The sequence below is a fragment of the Nonomuraea sp. NPDC003727 genome (assembly GCF_053586935.1).
Map to the genome: position 1 here is coordinate 63,587 of NZ_JBSFNE010000025.1, position 25,592 is coordinate 89,178.

25 protein-coding genes and 3 pseudogenes are annotated in these 25,592 nt (G+C 68.6%); 18 read left to right on the forward strand and 10 right to left on the reverse strand.

Going from position 1 to position 25,592, the window contains the following annotated elements; translation table 11 throughout:
* The first annotated feature begins 44 nt into the window (after positions 1-44).
* The 4 genes and pseudogenes from ACWDLG_RS39495 to ACWDLG_RS39510 all read left to right on the forward strand — a co-directional run.
* Positions 45-1,157: a sensor histidine kinase gene (locus tag ACWDLG_RS39495; protein ID WP_449929893.1), complete on the forward strand. Its 1,113-nt coding sequence runs from the start codon at positions 45-47 to the stop codon at positions 1,155-1,157.
* Positions 1,158-1,199: 42 nt separating this feature from the next.
* Entirely contained in the window at positions 1,200-1,811 is a 612-nt protein-coding gene (locus ACWDLG_RS39500; RefSeq protein WP_449929895.1) for a response regulator transcription factor, read from the forward strand.
* A 70-nt stretch (positions 1,812-1,881) separates the two neighbouring features.
* Positions 1,882-2,205 (forward strand): hypothetical protein, encoded by a 324-nt coding sequence (locus tag ACWDLG_RS39505; RefSeq protein WP_449929966.1) that lies wholly within the window; start codon positions 1,882-1,884, stop codon positions 2,203-2,205.
* A pseudogene (locus ACWDLG_RS39510) lies at positions 2,199-2,467 on the forward strand (Tn3 family transposase); the annotation flags it as partial. The gene ACWDLG_RS39505 and the pseudogene ACWDLG_RS39510, both read left to right, overlap by 7 nt.
* A 650-nt stretch (positions 2,468-3,117) precedes the next feature.
* Here ACWDLG_RS39510 and ACWDLG_RS39515 read toward each other — a convergent pair.
* Positions 3,118-3,462, reverse strand: coding sequence for a hypothetical protein (locus tag ACWDLG_RS39515; protein WP_449929897.1), 345 nt, complete (start codon positions 3,460-3,462; stop codon positions 3,118-3,120).
* 258 nt (positions 3,463-3,720) lie between these two features.
* On the opposite strand from ACWDLG_RS39515, the gene ACWDLG_RS39520 reads away from it, so the two are divergent.
* A complete protein-coding gene (locus tag ACWDLG_RS39520; protein ID WP_449929899.1) occupies positions 3,721-4,824 on the forward strand; it encodes a hypothetical protein in 1,104 nt (367 codons plus the stop codon).
* Positions 4,825-5,131: 307 nt separating this feature from the next.
* Positions 5,132-5,416, forward strand: coding sequence for a hypothetical protein (locus ACWDLG_RS39525; protein WP_449929901.1), 285 nt, complete (start codon positions 5,132-5,134; stop codon positions 5,414-5,416).
* Positions 5,417-5,523: 107 nt separating this feature from the next.
* Here the strand turns inward: ACWDLG_RS39525 and ACWDLG_RS39530 are convergent, their stop codons facing one another.
* Positions 5,524-5,808, reverse strand: a complete 285-nt coding sequence (locus ACWDLG_RS39530; protein ID WP_449929903.1) for a hypothetical protein — start codon at positions 5,806-5,808, stop codon at positions 5,524-5,526.
* Between the two features lie 117 nt (positions 5,809-5,925).
* Here ACWDLG_RS39530 and ACWDLG_RS39535 point away from each other — a divergent pair, with 117 nt between their 5' ends.
* From ACWDLG_RS39535 to ACWDLG_RS39560, 6 genes and pseudogenes are all read left to right on the forward strand, one after another.
* Positions 5,926-6,132: a hypothetical protein gene (locus tag ACWDLG_RS39535; RefSeq protein ID WP_449929905.1), complete on the forward strand. Its 207-nt coding sequence runs from the start codon at positions 5,926-5,928 to the stop codon at positions 6,130-6,132.
* 333 nt (positions 6,133-6,465) lie between these two features.
* On the forward strand, positions 6,466-6,756 hold the full coding sequence (locus tag ACWDLG_RS39540) for a hypothetical protein (protein ID WP_449929907.1): 291 nt from the start codon (positions 6,466-6,468) through the stop codon (positions 6,754-6,756).
* 156 nt (positions 6,757-6,912) lie between these two features.
* Entirely contained in the window at positions 6,913-7,521 is a 609-nt protein-coding gene (locus ACWDLG_RS39545; RefSeq protein ID WP_449929909.1) for a TetR family transcriptional regulator, read from the forward strand.
* 50 nt (positions 7,522-7,571) lie between these two features.
* Positions 7,572-8,459 (forward strand): NmrA family NAD(P)-binding protein, encoded by an 888-nt coding sequence (locus ACWDLG_RS39550; RefSeq protein WP_449929911.1) that lies wholly within the window; start codon positions 7,572-7,574, stop codon positions 8,457-8,459.
* Between the two features lie 567 nt (positions 8,460-9,026).
* On the forward strand, positions 9,027-9,878 hold the full coding sequence (locus ACWDLG_RS39555) for a hypothetical protein (RefSeq protein WP_449929913.1): 852 nt from the start codon (positions 9,027-9,029) through the stop codon (positions 9,876-9,878).
* A gap of 356 nt (positions 9,879-10,234) precedes the next feature.
* Positions 10,235-10,492, forward strand: a pseudogene (locus ACWDLG_RS39560) (MFS transporter); the annotation flags it as partial.
* Positions 10,493-10,732: 240 nt separating this feature from the next.
* Here the strand turns inward: ACWDLG_RS39560 and ACWDLG_RS39565 are convergent.
* The gene (locus ACWDLG_RS39565) at positions 10,733-11,038 is read right to left on the reverse strand and encodes a hypothetical protein (protein WP_449929968.1); all 306 of its coding nucleotides are present in this window, start codon (positions 11,036-11,038) and stop codon (positions 10,733-10,735) included.
* A 49-nt stretch (positions 11,039-11,087) separates the two neighbouring features.
* The gene (locus tag ACWDLG_RS39570) at positions 11,088-11,657 is read right to left on the reverse strand and encodes a TetR/AcrR family transcriptional regulator (RefSeq protein WP_449929915.1); all 570 of its coding nucleotides are present in this window, start codon (positions 11,655-11,657) and stop codon (positions 11,088-11,090) included.
* Positions 11,658-11,747: 90 nt separating this feature from the next.
* On the opposite strand from ACWDLG_RS39570, the gene ACWDLG_RS39575 reads away from it, so the two are divergent.
* Complete coding sequence (locus tag ACWDLG_RS39575) at positions 11,748-13,181, forward strand: MFS transporter (RefSeq protein WP_449929917.1); 1,434 nt, start codon at positions 11,748-11,750, stop codon at positions 13,179-13,181.
* A 206-nt stretch (positions 13,182-13,387) separates the two neighbouring features.
* On the opposite strand, the gene ACWDLG_RS39580 is transcribed toward ACWDLG_RS39575, so the two are convergent.
* The 5 genes and pseudogenes from ACWDLG_RS39580 to ACWDLG_RS39600 all read right to left on the reverse strand — a co-directional run bounded on the left by ACWDLG_RS39580 (position 13,388) and on the right by ACWDLG_RS39600 (position 18,324).
* Positions 13,388-13,570 (reverse strand): ferredoxin, encoded by a 183-nt coding sequence (locus tag ACWDLG_RS39580; RefSeq protein WP_449929919.1) that lies wholly within the window; start codon positions 13,568-13,570, stop codon positions 13,388-13,390.
* On the reverse strand, positions 13,564-14,715 hold the full coding sequence (locus ACWDLG_RS39585; protein ID WP_449929921.1) for a cytochrome P450: 1,152 nt from the start codon (positions 14,713-14,715) through the stop codon (positions 13,564-13,566). Before ACWDLG_RS39585 ends, ACWDLG_RS39580 begins: the two co-directional genes overlap by 7 nt.
* Positions 14,716-14,787: 72 nt before the next feature.
* The gene (locus ACWDLG_RS39590) at positions 14,788-15,858 is read right to left on the reverse strand and encodes a DUF2867 domain-containing protein (RefSeq protein WP_449929923.1); all 1,071 of its coding nucleotides are present in this window, start codon (positions 15,856-15,858) and stop codon (positions 14,788-14,790) included.
* A gap of 636 nt (positions 15,859-16,494) precedes the next feature.
* Positions 16,495-16,725: pseudogene (locus ACWDLG_RS39595) on the reverse strand (transferase); the annotation flags it as partial.
* 318 nt (positions 16,726-17,043) lie between these two features.
* Positions 17,044-18,324: a hypothetical protein gene (locus ACWDLG_RS39600; RefSeq protein ID WP_449929925.1), complete on the reverse strand. Its 1,281-nt coding sequence runs from the start codon at positions 18,322-18,324 to the stop codon at positions 17,044-17,046.
* Between the two features lie 117 nt (positions 18,325-18,441).
* On the opposite strand from ACWDLG_RS39600, the gene ACWDLG_RS39605 reads away from it, so the two are divergent.
* The 5 genes from ACWDLG_RS39605 to ACWDLG_RS39625 all read left to right on the forward strand — a co-directional run bounded on the left by ACWDLG_RS39605 (position 18,442) and on the right by ACWDLG_RS39625 (position 24,128).
* Positions 18,442-19,164 (forward strand): TetR/AcrR family transcriptional regulator, encoded by a 723-nt coding sequence (locus ACWDLG_RS39605; RefSeq protein WP_449929927.1) that lies wholly within the window; start codon positions 18,442-18,444, stop codon positions 19,162-19,164.
* Between the two features lie 441 nt (positions 19,165-19,605).
* Positions 19,606-20,556, forward strand: a complete 951-nt coding sequence (locus ACWDLG_RS39610) for an SDR family oxidoreductase (protein ID WP_449929929.1) — start codon at positions 19,606-19,608, stop codon at positions 20,554-20,556.
* Between the two features lie 164 nt (positions 20,557-20,720).
* Positions 20,721-20,858: a hypothetical protein gene (locus ACWDLG_RS39615; protein WP_449929931.1), complete on the forward strand. Its 138-nt coding sequence runs from the start codon at positions 20,721-20,723 to the stop codon at positions 20,856-20,858.
* Between the two features lie 323 nt (positions 20,859-21,181).
* Complete coding sequence (locus ACWDLG_RS39620) at positions 21,182-22,660, forward strand: hypothetical protein (protein WP_449929933.1); 1,479 nt, start codon at positions 21,182-21,184, stop codon at positions 22,658-22,660.
* 232 nt (positions 22,661-22,892) lie between these two features.
* Positions 22,893-24,128, forward strand: a complete 1,236-nt coding sequence (locus ACWDLG_RS39625) for a cytochrome P450 family protein (RefSeq protein ID WP_449929935.1) — start codon at positions 22,893-22,895, stop codon at positions 24,126-24,128.
* 298 nt (positions 24,129-24,426) lie between these two features.
* Here the strand turns inward: ACWDLG_RS39625 and ACWDLG_RS39630 are convergent, their stop codons facing one another.
* A complete protein-coding gene (locus tag ACWDLG_RS39630) occupies positions 24,427-25,461 on the reverse strand; it encodes an Lrp/AsnC family transcriptional regulator (RefSeq protein WP_449929937.1) in 1,035 nt (344 codons plus the stop codon).
* Positions 25,462-25,592 lie beyond the last annotated feature (131 nt).

Genomic DNA, 25,592 nt, shown 5'->3' on the forward strand with positions numbered 1-25,592 from the left:
CCTGACGCGATGAGCCGTACGCGATGGCCGGGGCAGGCGGCCCGATGAGCCTGCGCAGGTGGTGGCGTCCCCGGCGAGCCCTGCTCGCCGGGGCTTTCGACGTGCGGTCGCTGCTGATGATCGGCGCCACCGCATGGGCGCTGTTCTACCACTTCGCCCAGCACACCGCGCTCTGGAGCCGCGTCCTGGCCGCCGGGTGGGCACTCGGCGTCGTCGTGCTGGGCGGGCTGGTCGCGGTACGCCCCACACGCGAGCGCTACCTCGTGCTCGTCGCGGCGTGCCTGACGCTGGAGGCGTGGGCGGGCTGGCACTGGATCGTGGTGGCCACCTGGGCGACCAGGCAGGCCGGCCGGGATCTGCGGATCAAGGAGGCGGCCGGGATCAGCCTGGCGGGCATGGCACTGGCCCTGGTCCACGGCGACGATCCGGTCGCGGCCGGCGCGCTGGGCGCGTTCGTCCTGCTGCCAGGCATCTTCGCCGCGCAGAGCAGGCGGACCGCCGACCTCATCGAGGAACTGCGGGAGACGCGGCGCGAGCTGGCCAGGATGGCCGTGGTGGAGGAGCGCAACCGCATCGCAAGAGACCTGCACGACCTGGTGGGCCACAGCCTGTCGGTGGTGGCGGTGAAGACCGAACTGGCCAGAAGGCTGGTCCCGCTCGACGCCGGGCGCGCCGACGCCGAACTGGCCGACGTCGACTCCGTGGTACGCCGCGCGCTGGCCGAGGTGCGCCAGGCCGTGACGAACTACAAGCAGCCGACGCTGGCCGCCGAGATCTCGGGAGCGGTCTCGGCCGCCCGCTCGGCCGGGATCGAGTGCACGGTGTCCGTACCGGACAGCTGGGGCCTGCCGGTGCCCGTCGAAGGGCTGCTGGCCTGGGCCGTACGCGAGGCCGTCACCAACGTCCTGCGGCACAGCCGGGCCCGGACCTGCGCGATCACGCTGACGCTGGAGCCGCGCCGGGCCGCCGTCGAGGTCCGCGACGACGGCGCGGGACCTACTCGGACGGCCCCCGGCGACGGCGGCCGTCCGGCGGCCGGCAACGGCCTGGCCGGGCTGTCGGAGCGGGCCGCCGCCCTCGACGGCGAGCTCAGCGTCGGCCGGCGGCCGGAAGGCGGCTTCCGGCTCCGTGTCGCCGTCCCCCTGGAGGCATCATGACGATCCCCTGGAGGGCATCATGACGATCCCCTGGAGGGCATCATGACGATCAGAGTGCTGCTCGCCGAGGACCAGACGATGTTCCGCGGCGCCATGGCGACCCTGCTGGGGCTGGAGCCGGACATCGAGGTCGTCGCCGACGTCGGCCGCGGTGACGAGGTGGTGGGCGCCTGCGAGGCGTTTCGGCCCGATCTCGCGCTGCTGGACATCGAGATGCCCGGCATCGACGGTCTGGAGGCGGCCCGGCGGCTGGCGCAGGCCGTGCCCGAGACCAAGGTCGTCATCGTGACCACGTTCGGCCGTACCGGCTACCTGCACGCCGCGCTGGCCGCAGGCGCCGCCGGCTTCCTGCTGAAGGACGCGCCCATCACCGAGCTCGCCGACGCCATCCGCAAGGTCGCGGCCGGGCAGCGGGTGATCGACCCGTCCCTGGCGATCGCCGCGTTGAGCGAGGGCGCCTCGCCGCTGACTCCCCGGGAGACCGAGATCCTGGCCGCCGCCCGCGGGCACGGCACGATCGCCGACATCGCCCGCGACCTGTACCTGTCGCCCGGCACCGTACGAAACCACCTGTCCGCCGCGATCCAGAAGCTCGGCGCCAGGACCAGGACGGAGGCGGTGGAGATCGCCGAGCGGAAGGGCTGGCTGGTATGACGATCGTCACGGTTGAGGTCACGACGGCCGGCACTTATGCCGCGACCGGCGATTTTCTACCGTTCAATACATGACGAACTACCGCATCTCCCTCCTGGGCGGCCACAAGGGTCAGATCTCTTCCGACACCGTCGTCGTCACCCCGATCGGCGGCGCCGACGTGCGCGCCACCTCCGGTCTGACCCTCACCAAAGTCGCCCTCTTCGGCGGTGTGCGGCTCCGAGTGCCGGCCGACGCGCGCGTCGAGATCGAGGGCTTCAGCCTGTTCGGCGATCGGCACATCGCCCCGGGCGTCCCCTCGGCCGGCGGTCCCCTGATCCGGGTCCGCTCGTACGGCGTCATCGGCGGTGTACGCGTCACCCGCGACGATTCGCCTCCTGGGAGTCCGACCTGATGACCGAGTTCCACGCCCGGTACGGCGGCTCCGGCGTCATGATCTACTGGCACGTCGACAAGGGCCGGCTGTGCATCTACTCCCAGCTCAAGTCGTGCTCCTCTTCGGAGGTCGCGCGATGATCGAGGGGTTGTTGCGGCACGGCACCGACGCCGGCATCGAGGCCGACTACACCGACACGCACGGCGCGTCCCTGGTCGGGTTGGCCTTCACCGAGCTGCTGGGGTTCAAGCTGCTGCCCAGGTTGAAGAACATCGGCGCCATCCAGCTCTAGGCGCAGACCGCGAACCAGGTGCCGTGGCCGAAACTGGAGAAGGTGCTCAAGCAGCGGCCGATCGACTGGGACCTGATCGCCAACAAGGGGGGCCATGCCCGAGGACCTCCTGACGGCCTTGGTCCAGCATCACCCGAGGTCATCCACGTATAGGCGTGCCCGAACCCTCACAGGGGCCAGCGGGTGTGACGGCTCGGAGCGGCTGTGTGGCCGAGGAAAGGCGTCGGCGGGCCCGCCAGGCCGCCGAACGGCAGGGCGGCGAGCAGTAGATCGCGTCCCGGCGAATGCCGACGCCGGGCGCGAACCAGACACCGCAGACCGGCCAGCGCCGCCCGACCCGCTCCTGCAGGTGCGTCCTGATGGTGGCGATCATCTCGGCGGCGAACACCTTCTGCCAGTACCGGCGGTGCCGGCGGGCACTGGCACGGCAGGCCGGGCGCACTAGCGTGCATCGGCCCTGGCCGTGGCGCTGTCCGGTGGTTCCAACTGCCTCGTACACCTATGGCCTATGGCTCACAGCGGCAGCGACCAGGCCCCGCGTGCGGCGCTCGCCCCGCACGCGGGGCCCAGGTCGTCCTCGCCAGGCGACGGGCCCGCTGCTTGTCAGCACTCGATGAACATCCTCGTCCACCCAGTGGTCAGTAGCAGTACCAGGAGAACGCGTCGTTCACGTTGTGGAAGGCGGCTCGCGTGAGCCTTCCGTCGTAGTGCCACCGGCAGGCGTCGTGCATGTTGATTCCGTGATGTTCGCCCCTGTGCCCGACGCACCTCCAGCTCCATACCGAGCCGGGGTCGGTGGCCACCGAGTTGAGGTGCCCCAAGTGCTGGCAGTAGGCGTGCATCCGGGGCAGGCCAGGAGGAGGGCCGGCCTGAGCCCCGGCCGCACCGGCCGTCATGAGACCGGCTCCCGACCAGAGGGCCGTGGCAGCAAGGGCGATCATGGTCTTCGCGGCGAGGCGCCGCAGTGTGCGTGATGTGTTCACGGTCTTCTCCTTGTACGGGGAGTTGTGGGCCGCCAGGCTGACCGAGGGCCCCCTGGCTCCTGACTGGTATCGGGGCCGGTTGGCCGCCATACGAGTCAGCAAAGCCATGCAGCCGAGGTGTCCAACAGTGACTCGGACAGACTCGGACGGACTCGACCACCGGTCGGCCGGCCGGGACCGGACGGCAGGCAGCCGCCGACACCACCCCTCGAACACTCACGGTAATCACTCATACACTTTGCGACAGGAAGAGGTTGGTTGAGTGAGGCCGAACGGCCCGAGGCGGAAGGGCAACGGTTGAGGGTGATGCGCGAGTATCCGGAACGCGGCGAGGATCCCCGGGCCGTCAAACCGGTGGCCCGACCCGGGGTGGAGACGGTGATCTGTCACGAGGGTCTGGTGAGGGCCCTGGCCGAGCAGTTCGCGCGGGCCGATACCTCCCTGCGTGAACTGGAGATGCGGGCGGACAAGGCGGGCACGACCCGGCTGCCACGGACGACCTGTGCGGACATGCTGGCCGGCCGACGCTTCCCGAAGAAGGCCGTGATGGTGGCCTTCCTGCGGGCGTGCCAGGTGCCCGAAGACCAGCTTCCGGCATGGGAACAGGCATGGGAGCGGGTACGGGTCGCCCGCATACCCGCCAGGCCGGAGGAGAACCCCGGGATCGAATCTTCCAGCGGAGCGCCGTCCGCCGCCGCCCCGACGGCCGAGCCGAGCCAGGCCGGGCCGGCCCGCATCCCCAGCAGAGGTTGGCGCCAAGCCTTCATGCCGACCGTTTTGGTGACGCTGGCAGTCGCGGCGGCTCTGAGCGTCATCATCCATCAGCAGAAGACGCCTGAACGGATCACGCCGGACGGTTTCGGCAGCCCTGTGGATCCCGGCCACATCATCAGCGATGACGGTCGTGCGTTCGGCCCTGGCGGGTCAAGCCGGTTCACCGCGACCATCGATCCATCCAACACCGGAGTACGGCTGGTCCGCCGCCTGGACGTAGGGGTCGCCTGGCAACACGCCAGCATCACCGTGAACGGGAACCTCGCCGGAGTGTGGCGACCGCTGCCCGGTGACAGCATCTACAAGTGGAGGGACCAGGTCGTCGAGATCCCGCGAACTCTCACCGCAGGTCGACGCTCTCTCACCATCGCCAACACGTTCGTGTCCTCCTCCGAGGGCTTCAACGAATTCCGCTACGTCATCGAGCAGAAGGTCGACGGAACCTGGACGACCGCCGACACGCTCGACGTCGGCCACCTGCACGCCGCCAGCGAGGCCGCACACGACTACCACATCGTTGCGCAGGGCTGGGCCGACACCCAGACATTCGCCTATCCACCGCGCAAGCAAGACTGGAGAGTCGACTGAAGTCGAAAGCCCGCGGCACAGATCAACCGCGCCGCCCGTGAGCTGGGGTGGCGGTAGGTGCCAGGTCAAGTGCGGCGCATAGCGGGATCGGCAGCGCCGTACCCACACCCTGCAGAATCGAGTTCCCGAGGCAGCTTCGCCGGCTCCAACATGAACGTGATGATCAACGACATCAGCGAGGACCTGGACACCGCCGTGCAGGGTGCCCAGGTCGCGATCACGATCTTCCTGCTGGTGATGGCCGCGCTGATGTTCCTCACTGGCCGCCGAGAGGCTGGCCCGCCGCCGTGCCCAGCGCGCCCTTATCGTGGCGGGCTTCGTCGTTACGATCGCCGGCATCGCCGTGCTGTTGGGCCTGGTCGCCTGGCAGCCCGGTGCCCGGGCCTTCGCCCCCGGCCTGCTGCTGATCGGGCTGGGTCTGGGGGTGATGCTCACCCCGTCGGTGACCGTGGTCCAGTCGTGCTTCCGGGAGACGCAGCCCAGCTGTCGTCCCGCCCGGGTCCGATGGTTCACCCTGATCGCGAACCGGGTGGCCGCGGCCGACGTGGAGCGCCCGCCGTGGCCCCAGCGCAGCGCCCACGTGGTCCACTGAAGCAGGATCTTGTCGCGGCGACCGGGCTCCCACGCCCGGCCACGACCCGGTCGCGCCTACCTACTCGAACGCGCGCTCGAACTGCCTCTCGGCCGATCCGTGCTGCTCTACCCGAGCGGCGCACCGACACCTTGCGGAACCCGCTCGGCCTTCGCCTGCACTTGACCGTCGCCCATGGCGTGAATTTCTTCCGTCCGTAGCGCCAGCCCGAGAGCGAAGAACGTGGGCGCCCACTCGCCGACGAAGATGCCCCACCTGTCGGCCCGCTCGATACCCGCCGGCTCTGCGCTCGCCGACAGCCACCACGACGCGAGTGACGCGGCAATGGAAGCGAAGCCCGCGGCGTACATGTGCGAGGACTTGATGCCGATCTTGTGCAGGGTGCCGATCACGTTTCCCCCTGTGATGGTGATGGTGATGGTCCCGCCTGCTACCCCCAGCGCGAGAAGCGATACGACGCCGCGACCGGTTTTGCCACCTCTTGCCCTGGCCACTGGCAGCCTGACGGTATGACCCGCGACAGGGCCACCATCCACGACCTACTGGCGAAAATCCGAGCCAACGCCGCCGTACTCGCATGGCCGGACGCTCCCGTGGAGCCAGGCGACGAGACCTCGGTCAACCTGGTGGGCGAGTTCGGCGACGAACGGCCGTGTCAGCGACTCTCAGCGGCCTTTTTCATCCTGGACGCCGTCTTGAACCTGGACGGAGGGTGATCGCCGCAGCCGTCACTGCCATGCTCGGAAGGCTCGGCGCGGCCCTCAGGGGACGGGTAGACGATCACGATGGCGGCTACGGGCAGTTCCCGGGGGCGGACGGCCGGTGCCGGGAGAGCGGTGGATCGATGATGCCGCTCCGGCAGGAGGGGCAGGCCCGATGCGGGTTGAGCGCACGCAGCGCCGCTGGAAACCGCAGGGATGGAATCGCCCGGGTGCGCACGCCGGTGTCCGGGTCGAGGTAGCTCTCCTGGCCGAGCAACTGAGCGCCGCGGGCATCGGCCTGGAGTTCCTCACCGGTGAGCTGCAGGGCTCGCACGACGCGTCCGGGGCGTGTTCACCGTGCTGGCCGCGCTGTCGGGGATGGAACGCGAATACATCCGCGACCGCACCCTGGAAGGCCGCGAATCCGCCCGTAGCCGCGGCAAGGGCCATCGGCGGCGCCACTGTCACCGACCCACGGCCATGCCGTCCATGGCCCTGCGCCTGCGCGAGCAAGACCTCAGCCTCCGCGAGATCGCCCGCCCGCCTCGTCATCACCCAGGGCAAGAAGAATGGCTGGCGCCCCTCACCCGCCACCGTCTTTTGCGCGACCACGACGAGCAGGACCCGGCGAAGCGGTGAGCCCGTGGCCCACCACCGTCATCGAACTGAGACCTCATCTGCAGGACACTCTGTTGCCGCAGGTCAGGTGCTGCTTCGTTGGAAATTTCTTCGTTGCTACCGGGACCCCACCCTCTGAGCAGTTGTAATCACGCGATTGATTGATAATGTGTGTCCATGCCAGAAGATCAGCCTCAGGCGACGAGCAAAGCGGCACGTACGAGGGAGCGCATCCTTGATGCGGCCCTCGACGAGTTCGCCGCCAAGGGATACAGCGGTGCTCGCACGGCGGCGATCGCCAAGCGTGCGGGCATCAACGTGCAGCTGATCTCTTACTATTTCGGTGGCAAGGAAGGCCTGCTGGAGGAGCTGCTGTCGGGCTGGCAGGAGCGGCGCTCGAAGCTGGTGCCGGCAAGCAAGGCCGAGCCGTTCCTGGAGAGCTTCCGCATGGTGTTGAACGCCACCTTGCGTGATCCCCGGCGAGCCCGTCTCGTGGTGTGGCAGGCGTTGGGGGACTACCCCGGTGACGCCGAAGCGCTGGCGCGGGAATGGCGCACAGTGGCCGCCGCCGCCGTCGAGCAGACGCGCGCGCGGCAGGCGGCGGGAGAGATCGGCGATGGTCACCCGGCTGAGTTCGTGACGCTGCTCTCCTTCCTGCTCGCCTTCGCCCCGGTTGCGCTTCCGCAGGTGATCGAGGGGATCTATGGCGTGGATCCGCTGTCGGAGGAGTACCGGCAACAGGTGAGTGAGGCTCTCTCTGCCTTTCTGGGCGTACGGCACGCATGAGGCTCGTCCTCATGCATGAAATCATTCAATTGATTGATTAAGGAGTATCCATGATCCGTGTCCTCGTCGCAGGAGCCACCGGCCGCCAGGGCGGAGCCGTCGTCGCACGCCTGCTCAAGCACGGCCATGAGCCCGTCGCCTACGTCCGCGACCCTGCGACACCGGCGGCGGACGCGCTCGCCGCACAGGGCGTCCGCCTCATGACCGGCGATCTCGCCGACCGCGAAGCCCTCACCAAGGCGGCGAAGGGTCTGGATGCGATCTTCGGGCTGACCGTCCCCTTCGGCCAGAACGGCGCCGCCGAGGAAATCGCCCAGGGCCGTGCCCTCGCCGACGCGGCGAGGGCGGTGGACGCGCACCTGGTGTACTCCTCGGTCAAGGGGGCGGCGAGCGAGGTCGACTTCACTGTCGAGCACGCCTCCGCCAAGCAGGTCGTGCACCGATACCTCATCAAGCAGGGCACCACTTTCACCAGCGTTCAGCCGGCCTACTTCATGGAAAACGCCCTCAATGTGGGCCTGACCCGGCTGAACCAGGGCGTCTACGCCTTCCCGCTCTCTCCCGATCGCAAGCTCGACCAGGTCACCGTGCTGGACATCGCCGGCATGGCCGTCCACGCGATCGAGAACCCCGCCAAGCTGTCCGGCAGAGCGATCGACGTCGTCTCCGACAGCGTGACCACCCTCGAGGCGGCGGGCTTCCTGTCCGAAGCCGTTGGTTCGGACGTGCCGTACGAGAACATTCCCATCCCGATGATCCGTCAGTGGGCCGGGGATGAGATCGCTGACATGTTCCAGAGTTTTGAGGACAACCGGGTACACACCGACATCGCCGCGCTGCACGCGGAGTTCCCGGAGGTGGGCTGGCACTCCTACCTGGAGTGGGCGCAGACGGTCGACTGGGACCGGGAGCTCTCTCAGCAGCCTGGCCGGGGCTGAACCCCTCGGAGGCGGAGACCCGGCCGTGCCGGCGATCGTACGCACAACGAACGCGCAAGGGCGTACCGTCGGACGCTGCCGTCCACGCTATGTGCCGGGGGTTGAGCAGCATACGAACGAAAACTCGCGTTAAGCGGGCCGGGCGGAAGCGGCTTGGCGTGACATCCCGTTCCTGATTGGGCGTCCGAAGGATCGGACCGAATGTGGCGTAGCGAGGCAGTGCACCTGACATGCCTGAAGACCGCTGTACCTGTCTGGCAAGTACGCGCCACTCTTACTTGTCACATATGTCCGACTACTAAAAGCCGCCCGGTGTGGAGAATCGATGACACCTACATCGAAATCGGGCCGCGCTTTGGGTACGGCCCACCACCCGAGGCCTCGCCTTTCCCCTACCAGGCCTACAGCCGCGCCGCAGCTTCCGGCCACACCACCCAAACCGGAGCAGGTATCCGGCGGGACACACCCGTTACGATCTCCGGTGAGCTTCACCTTTCCGCCGAATGCCTTAAAGCCCAAGAACAGGACAAATGACCCATGAGACGGTGGGTTACCCTAGCGGTCGCCGTGCTGATCGCGTCCGTACCGATTGCCACGAGTCCCGCCGCCGCGCAGGCAAGCGCTCCCGATCCGGCGCGCGCGCTCAAGCGGCAGCTCCGGAACGAGCATGGCGTTCGGATCGCCGAGACCAACCGCTACTTCTATGGCGGGAAGTCGAAGATCTCCGGGAGCGGGATCCGGATCAGCGGTGGTCTCCAGCTCGCCCCCACGGGTCCGGCGGCTGCGGATTTCACCTGGTGGGACCTTCCCCTGCCGAAGGTCGAGGGAGTCCCGCCCAAGAAGCCGGATCCCTACCATGTGATCCGCGTCGGTGAAGACGTGTACGACGACGCCGACCAGTACCCCGGGCCGGTCCCCGACGGCAGGAAGTGGATCCGGTTCCCGAACAACCACAGGGGACGCATGGCCCGGGACATGGCCCAGGACGCCAGCCTGCAGCCGATCAACGTGTACGACCCGTCCATGATGAAGGCCGTGCTGAAGCGTTCGACGAGCAAGCCCGTCTCCGGCGGTTTCGTTTACCGGGGCACCATGAGCTACCAGGAGCTGAACAAGGTCTCCAAGGGCCACTTCAGCAACTGGAGCTCGGGTAAGCGCATCGACGAGAAGAGCAAAGGGAAGATCTCTTGGCAACTCTGGGCCGACCGTGACGGTGTCCTCAAGCGCCTGATCACCGCTGATACCGTGGGAGAGGGGAAAGATCCGCTGGTCAAGCGGAGCGACACGCGCTACACCGACTGGGGATTCGACCTCGTCATCGCCGCTCCGCCCGCGGGCGAGGTGATCGACGAAGAAGATCTGCTGGAGTACAGCCGTATGCAGAACACGCCCGTTCCGGCAGACGAGAAGAACACCTGAGGCGTCCCGGTAGCAGGGCCTGAGCACCCCCGCCGGAGGCGACCGCTGACCGCCGGCGCGCACGACCGCCTGTCCCTCCCGGCCAACCCGAACGACGGTTCCAGCGCGCGACCAGCCAGGCGCGGTCACCAACGCCGGAGCCCCGTTCGGCATGCTGCTGTCGACCGCGGCGCTCAACGGCAGCGCCGCGCTCACGGACGAGCAGGCGTTCCTCAGCTGGGGCTGGCGCATCCCGTTCTTGATCAGCGTCGTCCTGCTGGCCATCGGCCTGTTCGTCCGCGCGCGGGTCGAGGAGACCCTCGTCTTCGCCACCGCTCGCCAAGCCCCCGAGCCCCGGGTCCGCGCCGCTGCTGGACGTGCTGCGCCACCACCCCAGGACACTTTTGCTGTCTATCGGCGTGGGCCTGTCACCGTTCGTCCTGCAGGGCACGCTCACGACCTTCCTCGTCTCGTACGGCGTGCAGGCCGGCTTCGCCCGCCAACAGGTGCTCAACGGCCTGACGCTCTCCTCCGCGATCGCGGTCGCCGGCATCCTCGGCTGGTCGGGCCTGTCGGACCGAGTAGGCCGCCGGCCGATCGTCCTGGCGGGCGCGCTGGCCGCCGGCTCCGCCCTCGTCATCTTCCCGCTCACCGATAGCGGCAGCGTGGGCCTGCTCACCCTCGCCCTCGTGCTCGCACGCCGAGCCATTGGCTCCAGATCCGTCCGAGATCGCTTGGCATGCCTGGCTCACGGAGCTCGAACTGCGGAAGGTGGTCAATCGAGGGCCCTTCGTTCCAGGTGGGCGAGAAGCCCTGCGCCGATATCTTGGCCGCTCAGCTCAGTGACGAACAGCCGCTCCCTGGCTGATGCTTCCTCAGTGACAGGACGGGGTAGCGGCTTCAGCACATTCGTGACCAGCTCCGCCCCGGGTCGCTGCCTCAACCCGCTCGCCAGGTGGAAGTGTGCCGGAGGTGTCCTTGCCCTCCACGTAGGCCGGCACGTGCAGGCGCTTGCGGGCGAACCGCTCGGCCATCAGCAGCAGGAAGCTGGCCACGGCGCCGCGGCTGGGAATCTCGGTAAGGATCGCCCGTTTGTGGCTGGTGATATGGGCGTTACCGGCACCCCAGGTGGTGCCGCGCGAGAGGCTGGCGGCCGCGGTGGAGACGGTGGTGGAGTTCATGCGCGCGCAGGGGTTCCCTGTCACCGAAGAGATGGCGCGACGGACTGGATCAGGCGAGCAACCGGTCGACCAACCCGTCGAGGTAGTCAGGGGTGAGCGGGCCCGCGCCGAACAGGACGCGCATGTAGATCGGCGCCAGGAGATGGTCCAGCACCTCCAGTACGTCAGGCGGGTCCTCGCCGCGGTCGCGGGCGCGGTCGAGCACGGCCTGCAACTGCCTGGTGCGGTCGGCCAGGAGCTCGTCGCGCGCCTGAAGGCCCTGCTGACCCTCGCCTGACAGCGCGAGGGTCAGCCGCACCAGCGCCAGGCCGTCGGGGCCGGTGACCTCGCGGGCCACGTTGGCGGCGTGGGTCCGCAGGTCGCCGGCCAGGCTGCCGGTGTCAGGCATCGGCGACTGCGCGTTGAGCCGGGTCAGCAGCACATCGCTGAGCAGGGCCTGGAGGTTGCCCCACCGGCGGTAGAGGCTGGTGTCGGCCACGCCCGCGCGGGCCGCGATGTCGCCGATGGTGAAGTTTCCGTAGCCGCGCTCCCTGACCAGCTCGGTAACGGCCTGGTGCACTGACGCGCGGACCCGGGCGCTGCGCCCGCCGGGCCGCCTGGCCCGCCCCTGCTCATCCATGCCCACCACCTTAACGCAGTCGAGACTTGCGTTAGAGCCTTCGAGGGTCTACGTTAACGCAGTCACGAACTGCTTTAAGAAGGGATGTATGTGAAAGCGTTGCTCGCCCTGACCTGCGTAGGTCAGTTCATGGTGCTGCTCGACAACACGATCGTCGGCGCCGCCCTGCCCGACATGCAGCAGCGGCTCCACACCGGGCTGACCGGCCTGCAGTGGATCGTCGACGCCTACGTGCTGCTGGTGGCCATGCTGCTGCTGTCGGGCGGCGTCTTCGCCGACCGGTTCGGCCGCAGGCGGGTGTTCCTGGCCGGGGTGGCGGTGTTCACGGCCGCGTCGGTACTGTGTGCGCTCGCGCCCTCGATCGGCTGGCTGATCGCCGGGCGGGTGCTGCAGGGCGTCGGGGCCGCGGCGCTGAGCCCCGCCTCACTGGCGCTGCTCACCGCCGCGTATCCCGCCCCGGGAGAGCGCGTCAGGGCGATCGGGTTGTGGGCCGGATTCAGCGGCCTCGGCCTGGCCGCCGGACCGCTGGCGGGCGGAATACTGGTGGAGTCCTTCGGCTGGCCCGCCATCTTCCTGGTCAACGTGCCCATCGGGGCGGTCCTGCTGCTGGCCGGGCTGCGCGTGCTGGGGGAGTCCCGCAACCCGAGCGCGCCGCCGATCGACGTCCCCGGCACGGTCCTGTCCGCCGCGGGCGTGGGCGCTGTGACCTACGGCCTGATCGAGGGCGGTTCCCGAGGCTGGACCTCGCCGGTGATCCTGGGCAGCTTCGCCGCCGGACTGGTGCTCCTGGCCGCGTTCGTCGTGGTCGAGGGTCGTGTGTCGACGCCGATGCTGCCGCTCCGGCTGTTCCGCCAGCGGCTGTTCACGGTGTCCAACACGGCGATGGTCGTGGTCGGGTTCGCGCTGATGGGATCGTCGTTCTTCTTCTCCCAGTTCTTCGTCTACGTCCAGGGCACTTCGATCCTGGCCGCCGGGCTGCGGACCCTGCCCACCTCGCTGGCCATGGTGATCGTCAGCCCGTACGCGGGCCGGTTCGCGGCCAGGTACGGCTTCCGTGTCGTCGTCGGCATCGGCCTGGCCCTGGCCGGGCTGGGGCTGCTGGCGCTGGGCTTCGTCCACGCCGATACCGGCTACGGGAACGTGTGGTGGCGGCTGGCGGTCGTCGGCATCGGGTTCGCTCTCACCATGTCGCCGCTGACCGGGGCCGCCATCCAGGCGGTCAGCCCGCAGGAGGGCGGCCTCGCCTCGGGCGTCAGCAGCACCACCCGGCAGATCGGCGCGGTGCTCGGAGTGGCGGTGCTCGGGGCGATCGTCCACACGCGGGAGTCCGGCGGCGCCTCCTTCGAATCCGGCCTCAACAGCGCCTTCCTCGCGGCGGGTGCCGTGACGCTGGCCTGCGCCGTCTTCACCGGCCTGTGGCTGACCGCGGCCCGGACGCCGAGGGGCGTCCGGGCCGAACAGCCAGGAGGCCAAGCAGTCAGTGAGCCGCCGCTGACAGCTCCTCCCAGTCGGCCCACCTCTTGAGCCGCTCGACGTAGGCCTGCTTGGTCATCCGCAGCCCCTCGGTGCCGAAGAACACCCGCAGCGGCGAGCGAGCGGCCGGTTCTGGGGCGAAGAGGACTTGGGACTCGAGGTCGAGTCGGGTGGTGGGGCTGGCGTGCCGGCGCTGGTGGGCCGCGTTGGAGCAGGCGCTGCCCTCGCGCCGATGCCGACCGGCGCGAGGGCGCCGCCTACGCCAGTCTGATCGCCTGCGTGGGGCAGCCCGTCGCGGCCCGCCGTACCTGCTGGCCCGTGGCCTGCTCGTCGAGCAGCACCACGCGCCCGTCCTCCTCGTCCTGCGCGAACACCTGCGGCGCGGACAGCACGCACTGCCCGGACGAAGCGCACCGCCCCTGGTCCACCGTGATCACCATTCCACCTCCAGTCGGTGCACTCCGTAGACCGCCACGTCCTTCTTGAACGGCACCTCCGACAGAGGTACGGCCAGCCGCAGCTTCGGAAGCCGCCGGAACAGCGCCGGGTAGGCGATCTCCATCTCCAGCCGGGCGAGGTTCTGGCCGAGGCACTGGTGGGGCCCGAACCCGAACGCCACGTGCGGCGTCTTCGGCCTGGTCACGTCCAGCTCGCCGGGCCGCTCGAGCAGGGCCGGGTCGCGGTTGGCGGAGGCCAGGGAGCAGCTCACGAAGTCGCCCTCGGGAATCACCTGTCCGTCGAGCTCCAGGTCGATGGACGCTCTCCTGAGCATGACGGTGTCGATGATCGACAGGTAGCGCAGCAGCTCGTCCACCGCGGTCCTGGCCGTCTCGGGGCTTCGCCGTACCAGGGCGAGTTGTTCGGGGTGCTGCAGGAGCGCCAGCGTGCCGAGACCGAGCATGTTGGCCGTGGTCTCGTGACCGGCGATCAGCGACACGACCGCGATCCCGACCAGTTCCTCGTCACGCAACCCGCTGTCGAGCAGCTCATCGATCAGCCCTTCGCCTGGTTCGACCCGTTTGCGGGCAATCAGTTCCAGGAGGTACTCACCGAGCCGCAGCATCCCAGCCTCGAGCTCCTCCGGGCTGCCGGTGAGGTCCACCAGCAGGGCGGCGGCGTGCTGGAACTCCTGGCGATCCTCGTACGGCACGCCCAGCAGCTCACAGATCACCAGCGACGGGATCGGCAGCGCGAAGTTCGCCACCAGGTCCGCGGGCCTGGGCTGCTGCTCCAGCACGTCGAGCTGGTCGGCGACGATCTGCTCGATCTGCGGGCGCAGCCTGTTCATCCGCTGGACGGTGAACCGCCCGGTCAGCATCCGTCGCAGCCGCGTGTGCTCGGGCGGGTCCATCTGGATGAACATCCCAGGCTCCGGCCGTACGGCATGCAGCGGCACACCGCGCAGACCTCCGTCGAGCTCCGAACTGAAGCGGGTGTCGGCCAGCACCTGCCTGACCAGGTGATGGCGGGCCACCAGCCACACGTCGTCGCCGGTGGCCAGGCGTACCTTGCCGAGCGCCTCGTCGGCCATGCCGGTGGGCGGGTCGAACGGGCAGTCGCCCCTGTCGGTGGGAATCGGTCTCATCGGTCATCTCCTTGTCTTGTCGCGATCACTTCTGGCCGGTGCGGTTCCGCAGGCCGGCCGGAGGGGCGGACGTCACGGTGGCAATTGGTGGCCGCGCATCTTGGCCGCGGCGCCCCGGAGCAGCCCGGGCGCCAGTCGGCGATGGACGGCGGCCAGCGGAGGCCACACACCATGGCCCAGAAGGCGGTCGCAGCGCAGGAACGTTCCCAGCGAAACCCGCCCATCGCTCGCCTGAACGACAAGGTTGCCGGTCACGAACGAGGAAGCGGCCTCAAGACGGATCCAGTCTTCGCCGCGTTCGGCGATCCGCCATCCGGCCACGGTGTCCGGCGATCGCCCCCGGCTGATGCGGAGACCGAGGAAACCGCGCCAGATCACCTGCTCCGCGGCATCGGGGACATCGCCGAACATCGCCCGGGCCCACTGCTCCGGTGTCGCGTCCACGTCCGTGAAGAGGGTGAAGTGGTCGACGTAGTCGATGCGGGACAACGAGCTGAGAGCGCGGACGGACTCGGGGACGTTCTGCGTTCCCACGGCGCCTTCCACGGCTTCCGTACCCGGGCGGCCACGGTCCCGCCACGCGCGTTCCAGCTGCCGTACGAATGCTGGCAGGACGATGAGGTGCCGGAACGGCGCGATGGCGGCCATGTACAGCCGTCCGGGCAGGCCGTTGGGGTTCACGAGGACGGCCATGCGGAGCTCGTGCCCGCCGCTCGCGGACGGCGCCCACCCCAGGTGCATGACCGTGTGGACCGTCTTGTTCGCCAGTTCGAGGGCGCACTCGTCGTCGAGCTCGTACACCGGGGTTAACGGTGCGAACCCCACGTCCGAGCCGCGTGGAGCCTCGCGGAGGTCGCTCGGCAGGCGGTCGACCAGGGACGCGACCCGCGCCCCGACGCCCGCCTCGAACGTGTCCCATCCCAGGAGAGCGCCGAGCTTCCAGCGCACCGCGAACAGCAACCGGAAAAGCAGGGGGTCTCGCGCGGAGTCGTTGAAGGCCTGCATCGCGGCGAGCATCCTGGGGAAGTCGTCCGGCCCGGCGCCGGGCGTGCGAATCACCCAGACATCCTCGAGCCGGAAATCGCCGGTGATCTCGTGGATCCGCCAGGGGCGACGGGTGTGTGCAGCATTCGGAATCCTCATGACCGCGACCACCTCTCTTACCGCGCGAGGAGGGTAGGAACCCGGCGTGCCTTGCGGCGGCGCTCGGCAAGGCCACGCTCGGACCGCGGGTAGGGGAAGGCGACAAAACCACCGGTCATCTCACTGTCTCCGTTCGCGTATACGCAACCGTATAACTGGAGGATAGCCCGAATATACGGTGGCGTATATGCGGTGGAGAGGTGAGGCGGGACACATCGTGGGCGCAAGATCCGCGCCGGACCCCTCGGCATCAGAGAAGGTCAGGCCAGGGCTCGACCGCTTCAGTCCTGATCGGAGTCCTGTCCAGCAGTTCGACCGGGGCAATTGCGGCGGCAATGACCGGTCGCAGGGCCCTCAGGCGGTCGCCGAGACGTTGTGGGTGGTTTCGCATGGTGAGGGCCAGCCTCGGATGAGGCGCCTTGGAAGTCAGGTTCCGGCCGCGGGGTCCGATGGCGGTTCAGTGTTCCTGGTGTCAAGCGCGAGACCATCACCGTTCGCAGGCCGGAACCCCAGGCGATACCTCGACCATGATCACCGGTGTGGGCGATCCAGCTCAGAATGACACGGCGCGCCAGCTGCCGCAGTAAATCCGGAATCTACTGCGGCAGCGTCACACCGCCGGGTGAACAGCCTGGGTCAGACTCCAAACGCCGCCGGGTAGCGGATGGTGCCGGACGGCACGGACCTGGCGGGATCGAAGACGAGCGCCATCATGTACTTGTCCTCGACGTCGAAGGGTGGCCGGATGGAGTGGCCGGAGGCCGGGACGAAGCCGAAACGCGGGTAGTAGTCGGCGTGGCCGAGCACGAGCACGACGTTTTCGCCCTGCTGCCGGGCGGCGTCGAGGGCGGCGTGGATGGCGGCGGAACTCTACGCCTGGTTCAGGTCTGACCTACCTCGTGGACAGGATGGCGCCCGCCCATCGCCTCCATGACATAGGACACATCGCCGGCCGGCGTCGAGGACTATCAGGATGTCAGATCTGCCCGCCGGTGTTGCCCGGCGACGATCAGGTGCTTGCGAACGCCGAGGAACCAGCCGGGGCACGCTGGGCCGAGCTCAAGGAGCATCTCAACGAGCCAGCCGCTGAGCTGGTGGCCGACACTGAGTACCAGCAGATCGTCGACGCGGTTGGCACCTACCGGCCAGAGGTGCTGTACCCGCAGTACACCTCCCAGCTCACGGTCAGTGCAAGCTACTGGCGGCTCGTACGGGCTGCTGGTAGTTGCCCAAGAGGGTGAAGTGTTCCCGCGACTCTGCCGGGATCGGGCCGATCTCCACGGGCTTCGAGGGGGAGACCAGGCTGGCGCGGTACAGCTTGGCCGTGGCGGTGCTGTTGTTCTCGTCGGCCGCGATGATCAGAGAGCGGCGGTCCCGGGAGACGGCCACCGAGATGATCGCTGTCTCGGTGGCGGGGGCGATCTCAGCCTTCACCTTCACCTCGGTGGACTGCACGTACTCCAGGTCGTTCCGGGCGGTCTTGGGGTCGATCTCCACGGTGTAGAAGTCGTTGCTCGCTCCCGTGCAGAGCAGGTCGGTGGTGTTGATCCAGGCGACGGGGTTGCAGTCTCGCAGGTCACCGCCGTCGCGCACGGCGACCTTCATGCCAAACGGCAGGTGGATGGGAGCGTCGGCGTACCGGTCGACCGTGTTCGCCAGGATGTCCAGCTCGACTCCTTGGACCAAGGCCATCCCTACGGCCACGCCACCAGGATCGGCCGCGAACCTCCCGGAAGGGTGGACGATGCCTGGGCATAGCACGGCGACCGACCGCACGACGCGGTAGAAGGTGTCCTCGTCCCTGTTGCTGAAACAGGCCAGGCTGAGCCGGCGCGGGGTCAGCCGGCCGTTCGGGTCCGCCGAGAAGTACTGCTGGGAGTCGCGCCGGAACCAGAACGACCCGTCAGGCGCGAATCCGGGGTCCTTGTCGGAGAACGTCTCCTTGACGTACCCCTTCTTGCTCGACCTGTCGGTGAGGTCCGTGAATGTTCCCGTGCTGAGGTCCAGCCAGCCGACGTGCGTCGGGTCGCCGCTGGACGGGAAGTCCACCTGGACGGCGACCCGGCGGCCGTCCGGCGAGACCGGGCTGATGCCGGGATCTCCCTCGGCACCACACAGGCTGCGGACGAACGCCTCCTCTCCGCCCACCTTCGTGGCGATCTCGGTCAGGAGAGGCGCGAGCGTGGTGCTGGAGATGGTCGCGGTACGGGTGCGGAAGGCCTCGTCGTAGGCCGTGGCCTGCCACTGATCGTCATTCCTCGAGCAGGCGACCGGCCCTGGGGCGGAGAGCACGGCGGGGAGGCTCTTCGCCGCCTCGGCCAGTGCCATCTTCCTGACGTCCGGAGTGGCGGTGACGCTCGGGCTCGGCTGTGATTGAGCGGCGGGGCCGGCGTGCGTCGCACAGCCGGTGGTCGCCAGGAGAATCGCGACGACCGTCGCCGGCCAGCCGCCTCTGCGGGTACCCATCGAAGGACTCCTTCACGCCGTTTCAATGATGATCCATTAAAGAGTGAATACCATTAACCATGTGTTGCCTCTTCACCGCAAGTGGCCACAGTCGGCGAGACCGGAGAAGATAGGCGAGTGACAGCGTTGACGCGACGGGAACGAATGCGGGCCGAGCTCGAACGCGACGCCAAGGTCGTGGCCCGGAGGATCGCCGCGGAGGAGGGCGTCGAGGGCCTCACCGTCGCCGCCGTGGCCCGCGGTGTCGGAGTGACGCCCCCCGCCCTCTACCGCTACTTCAACGGCAGGGCAGGCCTCGTCCGCGCCGTCTACGACGACGTCACCGCGGAGTTCATGGACACTGTCGCCCGGGCCGTGCAGCGCCAGGACCCCGACGACGTCAGCGCCCAGTTGCACGCCGGCACCCGGGCCGTGCTCGACTGGTCGCTGGCCAACAAGGTCGAGTTCGACCTGCTCATGGGCGCCGGCTTCCCCAAGGTCGCCGCGTCAGAGGAGGGCATCCCGATAGTCATCGCGCGCGAGCTGGGCGGCCTGTTCGGGCGGCTGTTCGCACAGCTGTGGCACGAAGGGCAGCTGACCTGCCTCGCCGACGAGGACATCGACCCCGTCCTGGCGTCGCAGTTGCGCACCTACCGCACAACCGTCGGCCTGGAGTTCCCGATCGGGGTCGTGCTGCTCATGGTCATCTGCTGGCGGCAGATCTACGGGCTGCTCTGCATGGCCGTCTACGGACACCACAAATTCGCCTTCGAGGACCCTCTGCCGCTGTTCGAGCACATGATGGACGACCTGCTCGGCCTCCTCGGCCTCACGCGGAGTCCAAACCTGCGCGTGGCCTGACTCGCTCCTCCGGCAACGCCCCGCGCGCCGGGCACGAAGGCGCCTGCCGTAGCGGTCAGCCCTCTAGAGATGCTGTTGCGGCAGCAGCGGACCGTGAACGGCTGCGAGATAGGCGCCGACGGTGCCGACATTGCCGAGCCAGCGATACGTCACGCGGGTCATGTGGACCGCGGCCTGGGGGTTTCGCCGCGCGGGATCTCAAGTCGCCCCCACACGTCTGTGCCACCTTCAGGGCAAAGCGGAAAGGCCCTGATCGGCTGGCGCTGCTCGGCCATGACCCGATCGATCGCTCATGCGGTCCTTCTCCGGTGTAACGACATCGAACGGCCACTAACGCCCAGGTGGGAACGTTCCATGTGCGAGGTCGGCCGGACCTGTCCTACCGTCTTCGGCAGCGGGCCCGCACCCATCGTTCGTTTCCCCCACAGAGAGAGGTTCTCCATGACCATCCTCGTGACCGGAGCGACCGGCACCGTGGGCAGGCACGTGGTCGATCGGCTCGTCGCGGCCGGACGGCCCGTGCGGGCGCTCACCCGCAACCCGGAGACCGCCGGGCTGCCCGACGGCGTCGACGTCGTGCAGGGTGACCTGAACCGTCCGGGCGAGCTGTCGTTCGACGGGGTGCAGGGTGTGTTCCTCATCCCCGGCATCTTCGATCCGGAGCACGCGACCGACCTCGCGGAAGCCTTCGTCAGCCGCGCCGTGGTGGCCGGGGTCGCCCGGATCGTGTCTTTGACCAGCTCTGGCGTCACGGGCCGGCGGGCCGGCTTCTACGAGATACTGCACGCGGTGGAACAGGTCGTCGAGAAGTCCGGAGCGGCCTGGACCCACGTGCGGCCCGGCGAGTTCGCCGTCAACAAGCTCGATTTCTGGGGTGAGTCCATCCGGAGGGAGGGCGTGGTCCGCAACGCCTACCCCGATGGCGTCGGCGTGCCGATCCACGAGGCCGACATCGCCGAGGTCGTGACGATCGCCCTGCTGGAGGACGGTCACGCGGGCCAGGCGTACGACCTGACCGGCCCGGAGGCGCTCACCCACCGGCAGCAGGCGCAGGCGATCGGCACCGGGCTCGGCCGTGCGATCGCCTTCGAGGGACTGACCTACGGGCAGGCCCGCCAGGCCTACATCGAGGCCGGGCTCCCGATGGAGATCGCCGAGTTCATCCTGGGCTACCAGGCAGAGTACGCGGAGGAGCCCCCTCGGTCTCGCCCACCTTCGAGCAGGTGGCCGGAAGGAAGGGCCGCACGCTCGCGCAGTGGGCGGCCGACCACGCCGCTGAGCTGGCCCCGGCCGGCTGACGGCCGACGGCACGAGGCGCGGGGCGGTGTAGCGGGGGTCTCGGCCCGCCGCATCGCCCCTTCTGTCGACGACGCCCGCCGGCGCCGCCCGTGATCCGGCACCTTCTCAATCCCCAGTGAGCAGTGAGTGGGTGCGCGCGTAGCGGCTGACCTGCGTTTGGCCCCGTCTCATGGCCAGGAGTTCGCGTCCGCGCTCCGGCGTGATCAGGCGGGCGGCCCGGGGGTGGCCAGCAGGGCGATCGGCGCGAGATGGTCCTCATGGAGCGGCCGCCAGTGGACGAGGGCGTCGCGCAGGCGCGGCCAGGCGTCCTCACCGTCGTCGAGAGCGGCGTGGCCACGTCGAACTCCGGGTTGCCGAAGCGGAGCCGGAACCCCGGCTCCTTCCGCCGCGCCTGATGACTGCCGATCAGGTGCTTGATCCGCTGTGGGCCACGGTCTGCGCAGGAAGATCTTGACAGATCGAGGTTTAGTGGCCATTTGTTTAGCTGTATATTCAGCCGTCTTTCGGAGATTGAGGAATCCGCTTTCTTGTTTTCTGTCGACCCTGGCGCGCTAGGATTGGTGTGCGCTGTTTTCGCCTGAATGGCGTAGCCTTGCGGTTTGGAAATGAACGGCGTCAGACGGTAAGTCCAGAATGGGCGTGCTTTCCCGTGGGTCCTGCAAAGGGGTTATCGATCATGTCTCTGACTGCACCCAACCCCGTCGCATTCAACGGCCCCGTGGACAGATTCGTGGTCGTGCATGACATCGGACTCGGCGGACAGATCATCGTCATCACGGAAAGCGGCGACGTCTGGGGTCATGATCTCCAAGGCAACGCCATCGGGCCGGGCTTCAAGTTCGACGGAGCCAAGGTCGCCTTCAACGGCCCCATAGACCGGTTCGTGGTCACGAAGGACGACCGCATCTTCGTCATTACGGAAAGCGGCGACGTCTGGGGCCATGAGATCGCCGGTAGGACCATCGGGCCGGGCTTCAAGTTCGACGGAGCGAGAGTCGCCTTCAACGGCCCCGTCGACAGGTTCGTGGTCACAAGTGGCCTCAAGAATGACAACCGTATGTTCGTCATCACAGAAAGCGGCGACGTCTGGAGTCATGAGATCACCGGCAGAACCATCAAACCGGGCATCAAGTGCGGGGGAGCGAGGGTCGCCTTCAACGGCCCCGTCGACAGGTTCGTGGCCACGCTGGGCTCCCGCATGTTCGTCATCACGGAAAGTGGCGACGTCTGGTGCCATGAGGTCGATCCGGGTGGCGTCATCAACAACACCATCGGGCCAGGCTTCAAGCTCGACGGAGCGAAGGTCGCGATCAACGGTGCCATGGACAGGTTCGTGGCGCCGAGTGTCAACCGTCTCATCGTCTTCAGGGGTGACGGTGACGTATGGGGCCATAACGTCATCGGCAACACCGTTGGACCGGCTTTCCCGATGAACTTCCGCCTCCTGCACTTTACTTTCGCGAACGACATCTCCGAGGCGAACCGGAACAGGTTGATCGACCGACACAGGTTCGCGCTGAGACGTATCGCAGGATGTGACAACCTGTCGGCGGAGGAGAAGAAGAATCTCCTCCGGGCCTACGATTTCTCCATTCATCACACGACGCTCGACAAGCCCGGGACGCTCGGCGCCCATCCCCCGGGCAGCACAGAGGTGAAAGTCAACTTTCAACTTCTTTTCCCGAAGGGTGATGCGGAGATCTCCCAGACTCTCATTCACGAGATGATGCATGTCGCGGGTTTCGGGCACCCCGAAGACAAGCGCAAGCCTCCACCGGGAAGCAGCTGCGAAAATCCCAACCCGCTGTATTCGACTGCCCCGGCGACAACGGCCCGTACTACGGCGCGCCTCCGCTACGAGCCGAGTTGTGCATCGCGGGCGACCAGAGCGACCTACGCGGCCGACTCGAGCGCAAGGCTCTCGACGAACATTGCGTCATCGATGAGCAGGGCATGGCCACGATCTACACCGAAGGCGCACCCGGTCGGTGAACCCCGTGCCGACGTGGCCGGCCGGTACGGTGAGTCGGCGCGCTTGCCCACGATGCCCTCCAGGACCGACTGCCGGCTGGACTTCAGCGCCGCGTCGGCCGGGCCGGTGAAGTGCACGGCCACCTGCCGGCGGGGCCCGGCCGTACGATCACGGCGGCGCGGAGATCCCGCAGTCGATCGTCGTCATGGTCTCGGACGGGTATGAAACCACCCTGATCTGGATCGTCCAGACGCTCCTGCTGATGCTGACCGACCCGCGCCTGGCCGGGGCCGCATCGACAGGGGCCGGCTGGGAACCGACGAGGCGATGCTTCCCCCTCTCATCACACCCGGAGGACCACATGACCCCACACGATCGGCCCGCCACCGCATCCGGCTCCGCCGTTTCAAGCGGCTGCCCCCACTTAGCCGGCTCCGCCCCTGCCGACGGCCGGCAGGTGCCCGTCATCACGCTGGATCCCACCGGCGCCGACCACCACGGCGAGGCCGCCCGCCTGCGCGCCGCCGGAAGCGTGGTGCGCGTCATCCTGCCTGGCGGCATTCCCGCCTGGACCGTCACCAGCCACAAGCTGATGCTCGAACTGCTCAACGACGTGCGCATCAGCAAGGACTGGCACAGGTGGACCTGCGTGCGGCGTGGCGACATCGGCGATGACTGGCCCCTGGTCGGCATGCTGAAGGTGACCAACATGGTCACCGCCGACGGCGCCGAACACCAGCGGCTCCGCCGCCTGGTCACCCGCACCCTCACCCCGCGACGCGTCCACCAGCTGCGCCCCCGCATCGCCGCCGTCATCACCGACGTCGTCGACGAGCTACCCGCCCACGCCGACGCCGACGGCGTCGTCGATCTGCGCCGGCACTTCGCCTACCCCATCCCCATGCGGGTGGTGTGCGAACTGGTCGGCGTCCCCGACGCCGACCGGCCCCGGCTGCGGCATCTCGTGGAGAGCATCTTCCGCTCCACCACCCCGCCCGAGGAGGTGGTGCAGACCCAGCGCGACATCTACCAGGTTCTCGGCCAGGTCGTCCGGCTCCGCCACGAGCAACCCGGCCCCGACCTGACCAGCGCCCTGATCGCCGCCCGGCGCGACGACCCCGACGCGCTCACCGAAGAGGAACTGGTCGGCACGTTGTGGCTGATGATCGCCGCCGGCCATGAAACCACCCTCAGCCTGCTCCTCAACGCCGTCCGGGCCCTGCTCACCCATCCCGCCCAGCTGGCCGCGGCACGCCGGCGGGCCGTCGCCGATCCGGCGGGCACCTGGGCCGCCATCGTCGAGGAAGTCCTGCGCTGGGACGCCCCCATCGGCAACTTCATGGCCCGCTACCCCCTCAGCGATCTCGAGGTCGCCGGCGTCACCATCCCGGAAGGGGACGCCATCCTGGCCCCCTACAGCCTCCTCGGCCGCGACCCCGACCAGCACGGCCCCGACGCCGACCGGTTCGACATCACCCGCGCCCCGCAGCGGCATCTGGCCTTCGGCGGCGGCGCCCACGTGTGCCCCGGCGCGGGCCTGGCACGGCTCGAGGGCGCCTTGGCGCTGCCTGCCCTGTTCGACCGCTATCCCCGCATGGCGCTCGCCGTCCCCGCCGCCGACCTGATGCCCGTCCCGTCGCTGTTCTCCAACTCAGTCCAGGCACTGCCCGTCGTCCTGACACCAACCACCTGAGCACAGCACATCGGCACGCTGACGGTCTACCTGTCGGCCCAGTACGGCGTGAGCGGCAGGGCCGCGGTCGGTGCCTTCGGCATGCCTTCGCACCACAGAAACGGCCCTACGACCTTCGATTCGTGTTGCTGCTGGAACGGCAACCCGACGCCACCACGACGCACCCCACCACCCGCGCGCCCACACACCAGCGCCTGCCACTCCAGCGCGCCCTGCAGCGCGCGGGAACCGGCGCTGTCGTTCGGCGTTCCCTGCTGGTGCACCGAGGGGGCACTGACGGCCCCTACGGCCCCGCCGGCTACGGGTAAACCTGTGTCATCCCCGGCGGCCACGGATACCTGACCTTGAAGATGGACAGGAAGACCATGATCTCGACCGCGCGCACGCCGGGCACCGTACGGATGCGGTCGGACACCAGCCGATGCAGATGCTCCGCGTCCAGGTGGCTGACCTCCGCCATCAGGTCGAAGCCTCCCGCAGTGGCCATCAGCCACTCGACCTCGTCGACCTGCGTGATCGCCGCGGCGATCACGTCCAGGTCGCCCTCGCAACGCAGGCCGATGGCGGCGCGGTGCAGGAAGCCCACCTTCCTCGGGTTGATAATGGCCGCGATCTTGATGACGCCCGTGTCGATCAGGCGCGCCACCCGCTGCCTGGTCGGCGCGAGGCTGAGCCCGACCGCCTCGGCGATCCGCCCGTAGGTCCGCCGCCCGTCCTCCTGCAATTCGGCGACGATCCGCCGGTCGGCCGCGTCCAGCGTCACCTCCTCGCCGCTGTCGGTCAGCGCAGGCAGGACCGGGGGGCATCGCCGGGCGCCGGCAGGCTCGTCCGGCACCCGTCTGCCCGAGCCGGGGGGCCAGGAGTAGGAGGCCTTGAACAGGTTGAGATACAGGAGGGTCTCGATGTCGCGCACACCGGGGACCGTGCGGATGCGCTCGGCGAGCAGGCCGTACAGGTGCTGCTCGTCCACGCACCGGAGCTCGGCGATCAGGTCGTAGCGGCCCGCGGTGGCGACCAGCCAGTCGACCTCGTCCACCTCGCTGATCGTGGCCGCGATGGCGTCGAGGTCGCCCTCGCAGCGCAACCCGACCGCGACCCGCAGCCGGAAGCCGAAAGCCCCGGGGTTGGTGATGGCCACGATCTCGATCAACCGGGACCTGGTCAGGCGGGCCACCCGCTGCCGGGTCGGCGCCTCGGTGAGCCCGACCGCCTCGGCGATCCGCCCGTAGGTCCGCCTGCCGTCGTCCTGCAGCTCGGCGATGATCCGCCGGTCGATCTCGTCCAGCGCGGGCGAATCCTGGGGTTCGCGGCTGTCGTGGAGGGCATCGGTCACCCCGCAATCGAAGCATGACCGTCGCCTGTCCGCCACGCGGCCCCCTGACCCGCCGGGTCAGCGGAAATATCATCACTTGGTGCTTCAAGCTAGGAAAAACAGTTGTTTGCAGGCGTCCCGTCAACTATTTT

Coding starts and splice junctions, on each gene's coding strand:
- ACWDLG_RS39495 (WP_449929893.1), top strand. CDS start 45: ATGAGCCTGCGCAGGTGGTGGCGTCCCCGGCGAGCCCTGCTCGCCGGG.
- ACWDLG_RS39500 (WP_449929895.1), top strand. CDS start 1,200: ATGACGATCAGAGTGCTGCTCGCCGAGGACCAGACGATGTTCCGCGGC.
- ACWDLG_RS39505 (WP_449929966.1), top strand. CDS start 1,882: ATGACGAACTACCGCATCTCCCTCCTGGGCGGCCACAAGGGTCAGATC.
- ACWDLG_RS39535 (WP_449929905.1), top strand. CDS start 5,926: ATGACCCGCGACAGGGCCACCATCCACGACCTACTGGCGAAAATCCGA.
- ACWDLG_RS39545 (WP_449929909.1), top strand. CDS start 6,913: ATGCCAGAAGATCAGCCTCAGGCGACGAGCAAAGCGGCACGTACGAGG.
- ACWDLG_RS39550 (WP_449929911.1), top strand. CDS start 7,572: ATGATCCGTGTCCTCGTCGCAGGAGCCACCGGCCGCCAGGGCGGAGCC.
- ACWDLG_RS39565 (WP_449929968.1), bottom strand. CDS start 11,038: ATGAACTCCACCACCGTCTCCACCGCGGCCGCCAGCCTCTCGCGCGGC.
- ACWDLG_RS39570 (WP_449929915.1), bottom strand. CDS start 11,657: ATGGATGAGCAGGGGCGGGCCAGGCGGCCCGGCGGGCGCAGCGCCCGG.
- ACWDLG_RS39580 (WP_449929919.1), bottom strand. CDS start 13,570: ATGGTGATCACGGTGGACCAGGGGCGGTGCGCTTCGTCCGGGCAGTGC.
- ACWDLG_RS39585 (WP_449929921.1), bottom strand. CDS start 14,715: ATGAGACCGATTCCCACCGACAGGGGCGACTGCCCGTTCGACCCGCCC.
- ACWDLG_RS39590 (WP_449929923.1), bottom strand. CDS start 15,858: ATGAGGATTCCGAATGCTGCACACACCCGTCGCCCCTGGCGGATCCAC.
- ACWDLG_RS39600 (WP_449929925.1), bottom strand. CDS start 18,324: ATGGGTACCCGCAGAGGCGGCTGGCCGGCGACGGTCGTCGCGATTCTC.
- ACWDLG_RS39610 (WP_449929929.1), top strand. CDS start 19,606: ATGACCATCCTCGTGACCGGAGCGACCGGCACCGTGGGCAGGCACGTG.
- ACWDLG_RS39615 (WP_449929931.1), top strand. CDS start 20,721: ATGGAGCGGCCGCCAGTGGACGAGGGCGTCGCGCAGGCGCGGCCAGGC.